The sequence below is a fragment of the Pseudomonas mandelii genome (genome assembly GCF_006438925.1).
GTDB lineage: Bacteria > Pseudomonadota > Gammaproteobacteria > Pseudomonadales > Pseudomonadaceae > Aquipseudomonas > Aquipseudomonas mandelii_C.
The window spans coordinates 541,192-556,085 of record NZ_RCZA01000003.1 but is presented as its reverse complement, the minus strand read 5'-3'; the positions used below and the strand labels follow the sequence as shown (position 1 = coordinate 556,085).

Genomic DNA, 14,894 nt, shown 5'->3' with positions numbered 1-14,894 from the left:
GCAAATAGACCGGCGATTATACGCACAAGTCACCTGGGAGACCGCGATGCTGGAAACTGCGCTGTACGAATGTCCGTATTGTGGTGAAGAGGTTGAGACGTCTGTGGATCTGTCCGGGGGCGATCAGACCTATATCGAGGACTGTCAGGTGTGCTGTCGACCGATAACGTTTGTGTTGCAGGTTGATGGAGAGGAATGGCATCTCGAAGTGTTCAGCGAAAACGAGTAAGGGGCGTCTATGCAGCGAATCTACGAGCCGGAAAACCTGATGGAAGGTGAGTTGCTGCAAGGCATGCTGGCCAGCGAGGGCATCAAGGCGCATCTGGTGGGGCGCGATTTGCTCGGTGGCAGTGGCGAATTGCCGGTCTTTGGCCTGCTGGGCCTGTCGGTCGATAACGACGAGGCCGAGTACGCCCGGGAGTTGATCACCGCGTACAATGCCGCGCTGCCACTGCCCGGCGATGAACCGGACAGTTTTCCCGGCACGCTGGTCTGTTAGGCTGACGTTCGTTTTATCAAGAGTCGTGTTGCCCCATGTGTGGACGTTATGCCCTGTTTCGCTGGAACCCCGCCTTCGCGGCCCTGCCTGGCTTCCCCGCCGATCAGCAGGCCCAGTGGAATATTTCTCCCAACGATTCGGTGTTGATGCTGCGCGCGGGCGTTGACGGTCAGCGTGAGTTGGCCCGCGCGCGTTGGGGTTTGACGCCGCCATGGTTGACCGATCTGTCTCGCACTCCAGCCCATGCCCGGGCCGAAACCGTTGCCGAACAACCGATGTTTCGCCAGGCCCTGCGCGAACGCCGTTGCCTGCTGCCGGCCAATGGTTTTTACGAATGGCGCGGCACCACACGCAAGCGTCCGTATTGGCTGACTCCAGGGGAGGGCTCGACGCTGTTCTTTGCGGCGATTTGGGAAGCGTATCCGGTGCAGGAGCAGGTGTGGCTGAGCACGGCGGTGATCACGCAACCGGCGGCGAGTCAGCGTCGGCCGTTGATTCTCGATGCGGCGGGGCAGGAGGCGTGGCTCAATCCAGAGACTCCGTTGCATGCGTTGCAGGCGTTACTCGCCAGTGAACCCGCAGCGTTACGCGAGCGGGTGTTGGCGAATCTGGTGAATGATCCGAAGCTGAATGGGCCGGAGTGTCTTACTCCGGGTTGAGATCTTGGTGTTGTTTAAAAGCCACCCCTCACCCCAGCCCTCTCCCAAGAGGGGAGAGGGGGAAAGGGAGCCGATCTTTTTCGCTTTCAAAACTTGAATTCGACTCGATATTTCAGGTCGATGGATAGCGCGATACGCCTCGGTCAGTCCCCTCTCCCTCCGGGAGAGGGTTAGGGTGAGGGGGCTCTTCAGACCTTGAACTGATTGATCAACCGCCGCTGCTGCTCAGCCAACTTGGTCAGATCCGCACTCGCCGCACTCGATTCATCCGCCCCGCCCGCCACTTCATTGGCCACTTGTCCGATGTTGATCACGTTACGGTTGATGTCGTCAGCCACCGCACTCTGTTCCTCAGCCGCACTGGCAATCTGGGTGTTCATGTCGTTGATCACCGACACGGCCTGAGTAATCGTCTCCAGCGCCTCGGCCGCTTTCGCCGCATGCTGCACGCTTTCATCGGTGCGGCTCTGACTGTCCTCCATCACCCGCACCACATCGCGCGTGCCTTGTTGCAGTTGCTGAATCATGGTCTGAATTTCTTCAGTGGCTTTCTGAGTTTTCTGCGCCAGGTTGCGCACTTCATCGGCTACCACCGCAAAACCGCGTCCCTGTTCGCCAGCCCGTGCCGCTTCGATGGCGGCGTTCAAGGCCAGCAGGTTGGTTTGTTCGGCGATCCCGCGAATGGCCGTCAGGATCGCATTGATGTTCTCGCTGTCCTTGGCCAAGGTTTGCACCACGCCGACAGCCTTGCCGATTTCTATCGCCAGCACGCCAATCGAGTTCGACGTATCGCGCACGATTTGCATGCCCTGCGCCGCGGCCTGATCGGCATGGCTGGCGGCTTGCGCAGCCTGGGTCGCGTTGCGCGCCACGTCCTGAGCGGTCGCTGTCATTTCATGCACCGCCGTGGCCACCTGATCAATCTCGGCCATTTGCTTGTGCACGCCGATGTTGGTGCGGATGGCGATGTCGGCGGTGTGTTCCGACGAATCACTGACGCTCTGCACCGAAGTCACCACTTGGGTGATCATCACCTGCAACTTGGCCAGGAAGGTGTTGAAGCCTTTGGCGATCGAGCCTAGTTCGTCGGCGCGGTCGCTGGTCAGGCGGCGAGTCAGGTCACCTTCGCCCTGAGCGATGTCGTCGAGCATGGCAACCATCTGCTTCAGCGGCCGGGCAATGCCGTGGCCCACCAGCCAGATCACCAGCAAACCGATACCGGCAATCAACAAGCCGACCATGGCCATGCCGAAGGTGTCGGACTTGCGCTGGGCGTCCAGATCGCCCTGAAGTTTTTGCAGATCGGCCATCACCGCGTTCAGTGGCAGTTGCAGCATGAGGGTCCAGCGAGCGTCGGTCTGGCCGATGCCGAACGGCAAGTACAACTCGATCCGGCCCTGGGCCTTGTCGACGGTGTAGGTGACTTCGCCGCGCTTGAGATTGGCCATGTTGGCGATCTGCTGGCTGTCGAGGATGTCGCTGACCTTCTCGCCGAATTTGCTCGGGTCCTTGGTGTAGGCAACGATCCGGCTGTTGCCGCCAATCAGGGCCATTTCACCAGCGCCGCTGTACAACTTCTGATTCGCGCCGAGGAGCATTTCCTGGATGAAGTTCACCGAGAGGTCAGCGCCGACGATGCCCTGGAAGGCCCCGTTGAGCATGATCGGTTCTATAAAGGAGGCGAGCATGACGATCTTGTCGCCGACCTTGTAGGGTGCCGGATCGATCACGCAGGATTTTTTGGTTTCTTTCGAGCACAGGTAGTACTCGCTGGCGCGTACGCCGGTGGACAGGGTTTTCTGGTCGTCGACGTCCACCAGTTTGTCCAGGCCCAGACTGCCGTCTTCGTTGCGGAACCACCACGGCAGGAAACGCCCGTTGCTGGCGTCGATGCCAACCACTTTGGTGTCGACGTAGGCCGCATCGTTGTGATCGAGGGCGTTTTTTTCCCAACCGATGTAGGTACCGAGAATTTTCGGGTTCTTGGTGACGTTTTCCTTGATCAGGCTGATCAATTGCTCACGGCTCAGGTTCAACTGTGGCTGGCCATCGGCGCCCGGGGTGCCGATCAATGCGTTGACTCGCACCAGTCCGCCGGCAATCAGCAGTGGCGCTTCGAGCTCGCGCTGGATCTGGCTGACCTGGGTTTGCGCCAGTGACGTCAGGCGCTGTTCGATGACTTGCTCGAATTGTGCCTGGGTCCGCTGCTGGACCATGTCTTGTGTCCGTGCGCCGGAAAACAGGGCGTACAGCACCAGGGCGGCCACGACACTAAGAACGATGGCGCCGGCGAGGGCCGCCACGGAAAACTGGATCGACTTGAATTTCATGGGTGCTCCGCACGCAAGAGGACGTCTGCGGTGCTGTATCGGCAGGGGGCTGGATGACCATGAGCGGGCGGTGGCGAATTGGCTGTTTTGAAGCGGTTGGTGTCGCAAATGAATCATTACGGGACGGCACCGGCCGTGGCGGGTGAGGTTATGTGAGTTTTTTCCTGCGGCGACGGGAGCTTTGTCCGAAATGTGCGTCTGAATGTCTGATGTATCTGGCGTCGATACAACTCACCGCCTAGGATACGCCGCATGTTTCAGGGAGATTTTTGATGAGCAAGACATTGGTTGTGTGTGCACTGAGCGCAGGTTTGCTGCTCGCCGGTTGTCAGTCGGTCAATACCACCAGCGGTGGCGCGGTGGGCGTTGAGCGCAAGCAGTACATGTTCAGCATGTTGTCGACCGACGAGGTCAACCAGATGTACGCCCAGTCTTATCAAAAGACTGTCGGAGAGGCGAACACCAAAGGCGTGCTGGACAAGACCAGTAACGAGGCCAAACGTGTCCAGGCGATTGCCGACCGGCTGATTGCCCAGGCGCCGGTTTTCCGTCCGGATTCGGCCCAATGGAAATGGGAAGTCAACCTGATCAAGAGCGACGAGCTCAACGCCAACTGCGGGCCTGGCGGCAAGATCATTTTCTACACGGGGCTGATCGACAGCCTGCAACTGACCGACGATGAGATCGCCGCGATCATGGGCCACGAAATCGCCCACGCCCTGCGCGAGCATGGTCGTGAAGCGATGTCCAAGGCTTATGGCATTGAAATGGCCAAACAGGGCGCCGGTGCTTTGTTCGGTCTGGGCCAGGACAGCCTGGCGCTGGCGGATACTGTGGCCAACTACGGCATGACCTTGCCCAACAGTCGCGCCAATGAAAACGAGGCGGACCTGATCGGCCTGGAACTGGCCGCTCGCGCCGGTTACAACCCGAACGCCGCGATCACCCTGTGGAACAAGATGACCAAGGCCTCGGAAGGTTCGCCGCCGGAGTTCATGAGTACTCACCCGGCGTCGTCGAGTCGTATTGCTTCCTTGCAGGCGGCGATCCCGAAAGTCATGCCGCTGTACGAGAAAGCCAAGAAGTCCTGATAGGCACGTGGCGCGGCTGCTGACGCCTTCGCGAGCAAGCTCGCTCCCACATTGGTTTTGTGATCGACACTGACCCCTGTGGGAGCGAGCTTGCTCGCGAAGAACGATGACGCGGTGTGACTGACCTACCGAGTTACACCCAACCGCTGCTCTGCATCGCCTTGTACACCGCGACAATGGCGAGGATGAAGAATGCCGACGCCGCCAGGCGACGAATTAACGTCAACGGCAATTTATCCGCGGCAAAGTTACCCGCCAAAACCACCGGCACGTTGGCAATCAACATCCCGGCGGTGGTGCCGATGATCACCAGCCACAGTTCCGGGTATTGCGCAGCGAGCATCACCGTGGCGACTTGAGTCTTGTCACCCATCTCCGCAAGGAAAAACGCGATCAGCGTGGTCAGGAACGGTCCGAACTTGCGGGCGGTGCTGGCTTCGTCGTCATCCATCTTGTCCGGTACCAGCGTCCACAGCGCAGTCGCGGTGAAGCTCGCGGCGAGGATCCAGTGCAGCGTCGCATTCGAGAAGAAACTACCGACCCAGGCGCCTACCGCACCGGCTGCTGCGTGGTTGGCCAGGGTTGCAGCGACGATACCGGCGATGATCGGCCAGGGTTTACGAAAGCGAGCGGCGAGAATGAGCGCGAGCAGTTGCGTCTTGTCGCCGATTTCGGCCAAGGCAACGATTGCGGTGGGAACGAGAAGTGAATCCAGCATCAGGGTTTTCCTAAGGGGCGGGTCGACACGGCTATGACACGTACAGCCTTCCCGCCCCGGGTAAGGTGTTCGTGTCATAGGTCTTGTCAAACCCTGCGATCCGTCTGATGCGGACGCTTGGGTCGCATACGCCATGGTCTGTTGACCAAGTATGTTGACGTATGCCGGACGAGCATGGCGCTCGTGGGAGACTACTCCCCTAGGACGGAGCGGATTCTGCCTAGGCAGAATCTATTCGGCAAGCACTAATTTTTTACCCGCGTTTAGCCCGATAGATTCTGAAACCCTGTCCTTCAGCCTTGATCGCACAGATGCCCAGATGCTCTTCGATCAGTGGCTGGTACTTCAGGAAGCTGTTGGCTACCAAGCGCAGTTCGCCGCCGTTTTTCAGATGTTTGGCCGCTTTTCGCAGCAAGTTCTCGGTAGCGAAGTAGTCGGTGTGAACGCCGACATGGAACGGCGGGTTGCTCAAAATCGCACTCAAGCCCATCGGTGCTGCGTCGATACCGTCACCGGTAATCACGTCAGCTTCCAGACCGTTGGCAGCCAATGTCAGGCGACTACTGGCAGCCGCAAACGCATCCACATCAAGCAAGGTGACCTGGTTGTGTGGATAGCGACGTTTCACGGCTGCTCCCAACACACCGGCACCACAACCGAAGTCCAGCAAATGGCCGCTCGGCAATTTGTCCAGATGCTCCAGCAACAGCGCGCTGCCGCGATCCAGCCGACCGTGGCTGAACACGCCCGGCAGGCTAATGACTTTTAGCGGACCTTCGGCCAGCGGCAACTCATAAGTCTGGGCCAGGCTTTCCAGCGACTTGGCTTGCGGCGCAGTGGCCACGGTAACCTGCCACAGCTGGCAATGCCGCGCGCTGTCGAGCTTGCGCGGTTTGCCGAAGGGGTTCAGTTGCTTGGCCGCGCCTTCGATGCCGCTGCGTTTTTCACCCACCAGATACAGTTCACAACCGGCCAGTCTGGAGGCGAGGGCGTTGAGGATGTAGTCGGTCAGGTCCTTGGACTTGGGCAGAAACACCACGGCGGTGTCGAACGCACGCTCCGTTACAGTCACACCAAAATGGCTGCGCTCGGCGAAACGGGCGTCCAGCGCTGCTTGATCGCCGGCATGCCAGCACCAGCCATGAGCGTCGGGCAAACGGCCCAGCAGGTCATCGGCGGGCAAACCGGCCAGCAGCACCGAACCCTGGAATAACTCGGCCTGACGAAGCAGTACTTCACTGCGCGGATCCATACTCTGCTCCTGTGAAAAAAGTGCCGCAGTCTATCAACTGACGACCCGCAGCGCTTTACCACTGAAGTATCCCTGAGCGTTTTCGGTCAACTGGCCCACGATTCGCTGGCGTGCCTCGCGACTGCCCCAAGCATTGTGCGGGGTGACAATCAACCGTGGAATGTCAGGGGCCAGCAGCGGATTGCCGGCGGTCGGTGGCTCGACGCTCAACACGTCGGTAGCCGCGCCACCCAGGTGACCGTTGCGCAAGGCATCGGCCAGGGCCTGTTCGTCGATCAGGCCGCCGCGTGCGGTGTTGACCACGAACGCACCGGGTTTCATCGAGGCCAGCTCACGGGCTCCGATGAAGTGGCGGGTGTGTTCGTTGAGTGGACAGTGCAGGGTCAGCGCGTCGATCTGCGGCAGCAGCTCATCCAGTGGCAAACGATCCGGCCGGGCAGGGCGCCCGGGAATCTGACCGAGCAGTACACGCATGCCAAAGGCTTCGGCCAGTCGTGCAACCGCGCCGCCCAGTTCGCCGTGACCGAGCAGGCCGAGGGTTTTGCCTTCCAGTTCGACAATCGGGTAATCCAGCAGGCAGAACTGTTTCGCCTGCTGCCAGCGACCTTCGCCGACAGCCTTTTGATAATCGGCCAGGCGCGTTGCCAGATTGAGTAGCAACATGATCGTGTGCTGCGCCACCGACGGCGTGCCGTAACCCTGGCAGTTGCAGACGGTAATTCCGTGGGCGCGGGCGGCGGCGAGGTCAACGTTGTTGGTGCCGGTGGCGGTGATCAGAATCAGCTTCAGCTCGGGGCTGGCAGCGATGGCGGCGGCGTCGATCAGGATTTTGTTGGTGATGGCAACGGTGGCGCCCTTGAGGCGTTCGATCACTTGGTCCTGCGTGGTCTGGGCGAAAAGCTGTAAATCGCTGAAACACTCTTGCAGCGGGCTGAGGTCGAGGTCACCCAGGTCCAGGGACGGGTGGTCGAGGAAAACGGCGCGGTGAGTGTTCGTCATCAACTGTACCTTTTGTGCAATGAACTGAAGGCGTAATCTGCCGAGCCTACCAGATGAAACAAACAGTTACGCTTGGCGAAAAGGATCCCCCATGTACTGGACAGAGTTTTTGACCGTTGCCCTGATTCACTTGCTGGCCGTGGCCAGCCCCGGCCCGGACTTTGCCGTGGTGGTGCGTGAGAGCGTGACCCATGGTCGTCGCGCCGGCACCTGGACGGCGCTGGGCGTCGGCACGGCGATTTTCCTGCACGTCGGCTATTCGTTGCTCGGCATTGGCCTGATCGTGTCCCAATCGATCGTGTTGTTTAATGCCCTGAAATGGGCGGCCGCCGCGTACTTGCTGTACATCGGCTTCAAGGCCTTGCGCGCGCAGCCGGCCCAACCGGCGGCTGACGATCTGCACAAGGAAGCGGGCGAGCGCACCGCTCGTGGCGCCTTCACTTCGGGTTTCGTGACCAACGGTCTGAACCCGAAAGCGACGCTGTTTTTCCTCTCGCTGTTCACCGTGGTGATCAATCCGCAAACGCCGCTGGCGGTACAGGCGGGCTACGGCATCTACCTCGCGGTGGCCACCGCAGTGTGGTTCTGCCTGGTGGCGATGCTGTTCAGCCAGCAGCGCGTACGCGCAGGTTTTGCCCGGATGGGCCACTGGTTCGATCGGACGATGGGCGCCGTGCTGATTGCCATCGGTGTGAAACTCGCGTTTACCGAGATGCACTGAGGCCTTGTGAGGCGGCTAGCGATGTAATACCAGCCGCTTGAAGCGTTTGAAGCTGGTTCGATTGAGGTGTCGCCAGGGGATCGAGCGCAACAGCTGCCAGGCTTCTTGCTTGTCTTCAACCACCGCATATTTGAGGGCCTTGTTCACCAGTTTGGTGCGGGCGCTCTGGTAGCCGGGATGGTTCACGTACGGCGCGATCGCCTCAAGGTCCGCCTGGAGCAGCATCCGGTATTTTCTCGACAGGTTGTTGGCATGGCGGCGATAGCGGGTCATGCAGATCGGCAATTCATGGATCTCATAACCCAGCCGGGCAATCCGCAACGTCATCTGGAAGTCCTGAACCCGCAGCTTCGGCGCGTAGAAGTCGGCACTTCGCATCGCTTTCATGCGATAGAGCGCAACAGGGGCGCCGACCACGACGGCACCTCTGAGGACCTGATCGAAGTTGTAGGTGTGTATCCGGTCGCGTTGTTGCTGCTTGATGGTGTTGCCATCGCTGTCCATGTAGCTGATCAGCGCACCTACGCAGCCGACATTCGGGTGCTTGCCCAGGTATTCGGCGCGAATGCGCACGGACTCCGGCAACATGATGTCATCCAGGTCCGGCGTCGACACATAGACGCCTTTGGCGTATCGCAAGCCGTGGTTGAGTGCCGCGCTCACGCCCCGGTTCGGTTGCGAATACAGCTGGAAGTCATAGGTGTGTTGTAAGCGCTTGAGTATGGCGAGGCTGTCGTCGCTGGACCCATCGTCCACGATGATGACTTCGAAGTTCGGGTAGTCCTGGGCGAAGATGCTCTTGATGGCGACTTCCAGGTACTTTTTCGCGTTGAAACAGGGCGCCACGATGGAAACCAGAGGCGCTTGTGTCGATGGTGAGTTCTCGGGGGCGGTCAGTTCAATACTCATTGTTGTATGGGATACCGATGGCGTGTGACCAGACAGGTCTAGTGACAAGATCCTTCTCTTGAAGATGAGGTGGAGGGTTGGGCGACCTGGACAACTGTTTGGCTGCCAACCGATCCGCTCATCGTGTCCGTATCGTACGTAGTGTCACAGACAAGTATTGCGCGCATGCGTTTCAACGTTTTACAGCGCAGATCCCGAATTCCCGATGAAACACGCCAGGTAGTGGCGCAAAGCTAGCATTTGTCCGGTTCTGCAAATCATTCCTTTGGCTGATTTGGCTGGCGTCCAAGGGCACTAAAGTGCTTACTTTCAGCCACGACCGTGCAGTCAGAAAAGGGACTCTTATGTTGCAGACTCGCGTTATTCCTCCAGCCGAAGGCGCTTACCAGTATCCGCTGCTGATTAAACGGCTGCTGATGTCCGGCGCTCGTTATGAAAAAACCCGCGAGATCATTTACCGCGACCAGTTGCGCTACAGCTATCCGACCCTGATCGAACGGGTCGCCAGGCTGGCCAACGTGCTGACGGCGGCCGGCGTCAAGGCCGGGGATACCGTGGCGGTGATGGACTGGGACAGCCATCGTTATCTGGAATGCATGTTCGCCATCCCGATGATCGGCGCGGTGATCCACACCATTAACGTGCGCCTGTCACCGGAACAAATCCTCTACACCATGAACCACGCCGAGGACCGCTTTGTGCTGGTCAACAGCGAGTTCGTCGGGTTGTACCAGGCCATTGCCGGGCACCTGACCACCGTGGAGAAAACCCTGCTGCTGACCGATCTGCCGGAAAAAACCGCCGATTTGCCGAACCTCATCGGCGAGTACGAGCAGTTGCTGGCCGCGGCGAGCACGCAGTACGACTTCCAGGATTTCGACGAAAACTCGGTCGCAACCACGTTCTACACCACCGGCACCACCGGTAATCCCAAAGGCGTGTACTTCACCCATCGGCAACTGGTGCTGCACACCATGGGTGTGTCGACCATCATGGGCGCCATCGACAGCGTGCGGTTGCTGGGCACCAACGACGTGTACATGCCGATCACCCCGATGTTCCATGTGCACGCCTGGGGCCTGCCGTATGTGGCGACCATGCTTGGGCTCAAGCAGGTCTATCCCGGTCGCTATGACCCTGAGTACCTGGTGGAGCTGTGGCGCAAGGAGAAGGTCACCTTTTCCCATTGCGTGCCGACCATCCTGCAAATGGTCCTCAATTCCAAAGCGGCGCAAGGCACGGATTTCGGTGGCTGGAAAATCGTCATCGGCGGCAGTGCGCTGAACCGTGCGCTATACGACGCGGCCAAGGCCAAGGGCATTCAACTGACCGCCGCTTACGGCATGTCGGAAACCGGGCCGTTGGTGTCGTGTGCTCACCTCAACGATGAGTTGATGGCCGGCACCGAAGACGAACGCACCACGTACCGGATCAAGGCCGGTGTACCGGGGCCATTGGTGGAGGCGGCGATCGTCGACACCGACGGCAACTTCCTGCCCGCCGATGGCGAGACCCAAGGCGAACTGGTGCTGCGTGCGCCATGGCTCACCGAGGGCTATTTCAACGAACCGCAAAAGGGCGCCGAGCTCTGGGCCGGGGGCTGGCTGCACACCGGTGACGTAGCGACCCTGGACAGCATGGGTGTGATCGACATTCGCGACCGCATCAAGGATGTGATCAAGACCGGCGGCGAGTGGATCTCCTCCCTGGACCTTGAAGACTTGATCAGCCGCCACCCTGCGGTACGCGAAGTAGCAGTTGTGGGCATCGCCGATCCGCAGTGGGGCGAACGTCCGTTCGCACTGCTGGTGATCCGCGAAGGCCATGTGATCGGGGCTAAAGAACTGAAGGAACACCTCAAGCCATTCGTGGAGCAGGGGCATTTGAGCAAATGGGCCATCCCGAGTCAGATCGCCCTTGTTACTGAAATTCCCAAGACCAGTGTCGGCAAACTCGACAAGAAGCGTATTCGCGTCGACATCACCGAATGGCAAGCCAACAACAGCACCTTCCTCTCGACGCTTTAAGCGTCACCTGGCGTGCCCAAAAGGGCACGCCAGCCCCACCAAGCAAGCGCTTGGCTTGTCAAATCCGAATTTTCAGCCATCCTAGACGGGCCGACGGGCGTCGGCTTGGCAAAGGACTGTTCCAGAGTGGCTGGCGGCTGCAAATCACACTTTAGAGGGATCAAGCAGTACTACCTGCTGGCTATAGTCCGCTCAAGGATTTTTAAGAACGGAGCAAACGCACAAAACCGGGGCGATGCAACTTTGGAATGACTTAGGGACACCTTGGCTCCCAGTCATCCACAGCGTTTTTAGAAGTGCTCACTGCCATAACAATAATGCACATGGAGTAGCGTCGATGACATCAGTAAACCAGTTCTGGCGCCGGGCAAAACTGCCCCTGGCGGTCAGTCTTGCCTCTACGCTCGCCGGGCCAGCATTCGGCGTCAGTTTCAACGTTGGAGAAATCGAAGGTCAGTTCGACTCGTCCCTGTCGGTCGGTGCCAGTTGGTCTACTGAAAATGCCAACAAGAACCTCATCGGCGTCAACAACGGCGGCCGCGGCTTGTCCCAGACTTCCGACGACGGTCACCTGAACTTCAAGAGCGGCGAAACGTTCTCCAAAATCTTCAAGGGCATCCATGACCTTGAATTGAAATATGGCGATACCGGCGTTTTCGTCCGTGGCAAATACTGGTACGACTTTGAACTCAAGGACGAAAGCCGTCCGTTCAAGGACATCAGCGACAGCAACCGCAAGGAAGGCGCCAAGTCCTCCGGCGGCCAGATCCTCGACGCGTTCGTCTACCACAACTACTCCGTTGCCGATCAGCCGGGCTCCGTGCGTCTGGGCAAGCAAGTAGTGAGTTGGGGTGAAAGTACCTTCATCGGCGGCGGTATCAACTCGATCAACCCGATCGACGTGTCCGCGTTCCGTCGTCCCGGTGCCGAGATCAAGGAAGGCCTGATCCCGGTCAACATGTTCTACGTGTCCCAGAGCCTCACCGAGAACCTCTCGACTGAAGCCTTCTACCAGCTCGAATGGGACCAGACCGTTGTCGACAACTGCGGCACCTTCTTCTCGCAACCGGACGTGATTGCGGATGGCTGCGACAACAACCTGGCCGTACTGCGCACCCGTAACGGACTCAACAGCGCATTGACAGCTGCGGGGCTGCCGGCTTCGCTGCGTAATGCCAGCATCAACACCCTGGCTGCCAAAGGCGTGACCTGGGGCAACCCGGATGAAGGTGTAATCGTTCGTCGCGGTCCGGACCGCGATGCCCGTGACAGCGGTCAATTCGGCGTGTCCTTCAAATACATGTTCGATCCGCTGGACACCGAGTTCGGCGCCTACTTCATGAACTACCACAGCCGTGCGCCGATTTTCAGCGGCAAAGGTGCTCCGGCGAGCGCTTACAGCGCGGCGGGCCTGGTGGGTTCACTGAGGGCTGCGGGTGTTCCGGCCGGTGTCGCGGCAGGCCTGGCCCCGACCTTGCTGCCGTTGGTGGTGGCGGGTAACTCCAGCTACTACGTCGAGTACCCTGAAGATATTCGTCTGTATGGCTTGAGCTTCTCCACCACGTTACCTACAGGTACTGCGTGGAGTGGTGAAGTCAGCTACCGGCCGAATGCTCCGGTTCAGCTCAACACCACCGACATTCTATTTTCCGGTCTGACGCCTCTGAACCCTAACGTTTCCGTGCTCCAGGGGACGCCAGGGCAGGATCAGCAAGGTTATCGCCGCAAGGAAGTGACCCAGCTCCAGACGACCCTTACTCACTTCTTCGACCAGGTGATGGGCGCTGAGCGACTGACCCTGGTGGGCGAGGTCGGCTTTACTCACGTTGGCGGTCTGGAAAGCTCTTCCAAAGCGCGTTACGGCCGTGACCCGAGCTACGGCCCTGGTCCATTGCCAAGTGGTCAGTGCGTGGCATTGAACACCTCTACCCTGGCAGGCGGACCGCAAAACAACGTCAGTCGCTACTGTGAAAACGACGGGTTCACCACCGCAAACTCCTGGGGCTACCGTGGTCGTGCCATCTGGGAATACAACGACGTATTCGCCGGTGTGAACCTCAAGCCGAACGTGGCCTGGTCGCATGACGTGGAAGGCTACTCGCCTGGCCCTGGCGGCAACTTCGAGGAAGGGCGCAAAGCGGTGAGCCTGGGCGTCGATGCCGAGTACCAGAACACCTACACCGCGAGCCTGGCTTACACCAACTTCTTTGATGGCAAGTACACCACCGTCGATGACCGCGATTTCGTTGCGCTCAGCTTCGGCGTGAACTTCTAAGCACTGCATTATCAGGACGAACACACCTATGAAAATAACAAAGAGTCTGTTCCACGTCGGTGTTCTGGGGCTTTCGCTGCTGGCGACCGGCGTCATGGCAGCGGTCCCTGCGGCCGAAGCGGACAAACTGGGCAAGAGCCTGACCCCGATGGGCGCCGAGATGGCGGGCAACGCTGACGGATCGATCCCGGCCTGGAAACCGATGGCGAAAAACGCCGGCACCGCGGACAGCAAAGGTTTCCTGTCCGACCCGTACGCCAGTGAAAAACCGCTGTTCACCATCACGGCGCAGAACGTCGACCAGTACAAGGACAAACTCGCACCGGGCCAGTACGCGATGTTCAAGCGCTACCCGGAAACCTTCAAGATGCCGGTCTACCCGTCCCATCGCGGCGCGACCGTGCCGGATGCCGTGTTTGCCTCCATCAAGAAAAACGCCACCAGCACTAACCTGGTGTCCGGCGGCAACGGTCTGGAGAACTTCGAAGCCGCAGTTCCATTCCCGATTCCGAAGACCGGCGTCGAAGTCATCTGGAACCACATCACCCGCTATCGCGGTGGCAGCGTGACCCGTCTGGTGACCCAGGCCACGCCGCAGCCGAACGGCTCGTACAGCCTGGTGTACTTCCAGGACCAGTTCGTGTTCCGCGACAAGATGAAGGATTACGATCCGGCGAACCCGGGCAACATCCTGTTCTACTTCAAGCAGAAAGTGACCGCGCCGGCACGTCTGGCCGGTGGTGTGCTGCTGGTGCACGAAACCCTCGACCAAGTGAAAGAGCCACGTTCGGCTTGGGTCTACAACGCCGGTCAGCGTCGTGTGCGTCGCGCACCACAAGTGTCCTATGACGGGCCGGGTACCGCAGCCGACGGCCTGCGTACCTCCGACAACCTGGACATGTACAACGGTGCACCGGATCGTTACGACTGGAAGCTCGAAGGCAAGAAAGAGATGTACATCGCCTCCGACAGCTACAAACTCGACTCGCCGCAACTCAAGTACGACGACATCATCAAGGCCGGTCACATCAATCAGGACCTAGCTCGTTACGAGCTGCGCCGGGTCTGGCATGTGGTGGCTACCTTGAAGGAAGGTCAGCGCCACATCTATGCCAAGCGTGACTTCTACATCGACGAAGACACCTGGCAAGCGGCCGTGATCGACCACTACGACGGTCGTAATCAACTGTGGCGTGTGGCGGAAGCTCACTCCCAGAATTACTACAACGTTCAAGTGCCGTGGTACACCCTGGAAACCTTGTACGACCTGCAATCGGGTCGCTACCTGGCGCTGGGCATGAAGAACGAAGAGAAGTCGGCGTATGACTTCGGCTTCACCGCCACCACCAGCGACTTCACTCCGGCCGCTCTGCGCCAGGATGGTGTTCGCTAAGCTGTCCTGAACAGAGGCCGC

General features: G+C 59.4%; 13 protein-coding genes, 1 pseudogene and 1 riboswitch. Of the genes and pseudogenes, 8 read left to right on the top strand and 6 right to left on the bottom strand.

Annotated elements, in window-relative coordinates; translation table 11 throughout:
* The first annotated feature begins 46 nt into the window (after positions 1 to 46).
* From EAH74_RS09665 to EAH74_RS09655, 3 genes are read left to right on the top strand one after another with little or no spacing between them, the layout of a single operon-like run.
* On the top strand, positions 47 to 229 hold the full coding sequence (locus EAH74_RS09665) for a CPXCG motif-containing cysteine-rich protein (RefSeq protein ID WP_123365657.1): 183 nt from the start codon (positions 47 to 49) through the stop codon (positions 227 to 229).
* 9 nt (positions 230 to 238) lie between these two features.
* Entirely contained in the window at positions 239 to 499 is a 261-nt protein-coding gene (locus EAH74_RS09660; protein ID WP_140677877.1) for a putative signal transducing protein, read from the top strand.
* A gap of 35 nt (positions 500 to 534) precedes the next feature.
* A complete protein-coding gene (locus EAH74_RS09655; protein WP_046048287.1) occupies positions 535 to 1,158 on the top strand; it encodes an SOS response-associated peptidase in 624 nt (207 codons plus the stop codon).
* A 188-nt stretch (positions 1,159 to 1,346) separates the two neighbouring features.
* On the opposite strand, the gene EAH74_RS33800 is transcribed toward EAH74_RS09655, so the two are convergent.
* Both EAH74_RS33800 and EAH74_RS33795 read right to left on the bottom strand, forming a co-directional pair.
* Entirely contained in the window at positions 1,347 to 2,090 is a 744-nt protein-coding gene (locus EAH74_RS33800) for a methyl-accepting chemotaxis protein (RefSeq protein ID WP_413696193.1), read from the bottom strand.
* A gap of 114 nt (positions 2,091 to 2,204) precedes the next feature.
* Positions 2,205 to 2,399: pseudogene (locus EAH74_RS33795) on the bottom strand (HAMP domain-containing protein); the annotation flags it as partial.
* Between the two features lie 1,361 nt (positions 2,400 to 3,760).
* Between EAH74_RS33795 and EAH74_RS09645 the strand changes: the two are divergent.
* On the top strand, positions 3,761 to 4,579 hold the full coding sequence (locus tag EAH74_RS09645; RefSeq protein ID WP_140677873.1) for a M48 family metallopeptidase: 819 nt from the start codon (positions 3,761 to 3,763) through the stop codon (positions 4,577 to 4,579).
* A gap of 133 nt (positions 4,580 to 4,712) precedes the next feature.
* On the opposite strand, the gene EAH74_RS09640 is transcribed toward EAH74_RS09645, so the two are convergent.
* The 3 genes from EAH74_RS09640 to EAH74_RS09630 form a co-directional block, all read right to left on the bottom strand.
* Positions 4,713 to 5,297, bottom strand: a complete 585-nt coding sequence (locus tag EAH74_RS09640; protein ID WP_008155932.1) for a TMEM165/GDT1 family protein — start codon at positions 5,295 to 5,297, stop codon at positions 4,713 to 4,715.
* A gap of 88 nt (positions 5,298 to 5,385) precedes the next feature.
* A riboswitch (yybP-ykoY riboswitch) is annotated at positions 5,386 to 5,510 on the bottom strand.
* A gap of 40 nt (positions 5,511 to 5,550) precedes the next feature.
* On the bottom strand, positions 5,551 to 6,549 hold the full coding sequence (locus tag EAH74_RS09635; protein ID WP_140677871.1) for a class I SAM-dependent methyltransferase: 999 nt from the start codon (positions 6,547 to 6,549) through the stop codon (positions 5,551 to 5,553).
* 33 nt (positions 6,550 to 6,582) lie between these two features.
* On the bottom strand, positions 6,583 to 7,548 hold the full coding sequence (locus EAH74_RS09630) for a 2-hydroxyacid dehydrogenase (protein ID WP_140677869.1): 966 nt from the start codon (positions 7,546 to 7,548) through the stop codon (positions 6,583 to 6,585).
* Between the two features lie 91 nt (positions 7,549 to 7,639).
* Between EAH74_RS09630 and EAH74_RS09625 the strand changes: the two genes are divergently transcribed.
* On the top strand, positions 7,640 to 8,269 hold the full coding sequence (locus EAH74_RS09625) for a LysE family translocator (RefSeq protein ID WP_123365664.1): 630 nt from the start codon (positions 7,640 to 7,642) through the stop codon (positions 8,267 to 8,269).
* Positions 8,270 to 8,284: 15 nt separating this feature from the next.
* On the opposite strand, the gene EAH74_RS09620 is transcribed toward EAH74_RS09625, so the two are convergent.
* Positions 8,285 to 9,178, bottom strand: a complete 894-nt coding sequence (locus tag EAH74_RS09620; RefSeq protein ID WP_140677867.1) for a glycosyltransferase family 2 protein — start codon at positions 9,176 to 9,178, stop codon at positions 8,285 to 8,287.
* A gap of 344 nt (positions 9,179 to 9,522) precedes the next feature.
* Here EAH74_RS09620 and EAH74_RS09615 point away from each other — a divergent pair, with 344 nt between their 5' ends.
* The 3 genes from EAH74_RS09615 to EAH74_RS09605 all read left to right on the top strand — a co-directional run bounded on the left by EAH74_RS09615 (position 9,523) and on the right by EAH74_RS09605 (position 14,873).
* A complete protein-coding gene (locus EAH74_RS09615) occupies positions 9,523 to 11,205 on the top strand; it encodes a fatty acid--CoA ligase (RefSeq protein WP_140677866.1) in 1,683 nt (560 codons plus the stop codon).
* Between the two features lie 337 nt (positions 11,206 to 11,542).
* A complete protein-coding gene (locus EAH74_RS09610) occupies positions 11,543 to 13,480 on the top strand; it encodes a DUF1302 domain-containing protein (protein ID WP_056740851.1) in 1,938 nt (645 codons plus the stop codon).
* A 28-nt stretch (positions 13,481 to 13,508) separates the two neighbouring features.
* Complete coding sequence (locus EAH74_RS09605; protein ID WP_140677864.1) at positions 13,509 to 14,873, top strand: DUF1329 domain-containing protein; 1,365 nt, start codon at positions 13,509 to 13,511, stop codon at positions 14,871 to 14,873.
* Positions 14,874 to 14,894 lie beyond the last annotated feature (21 nt).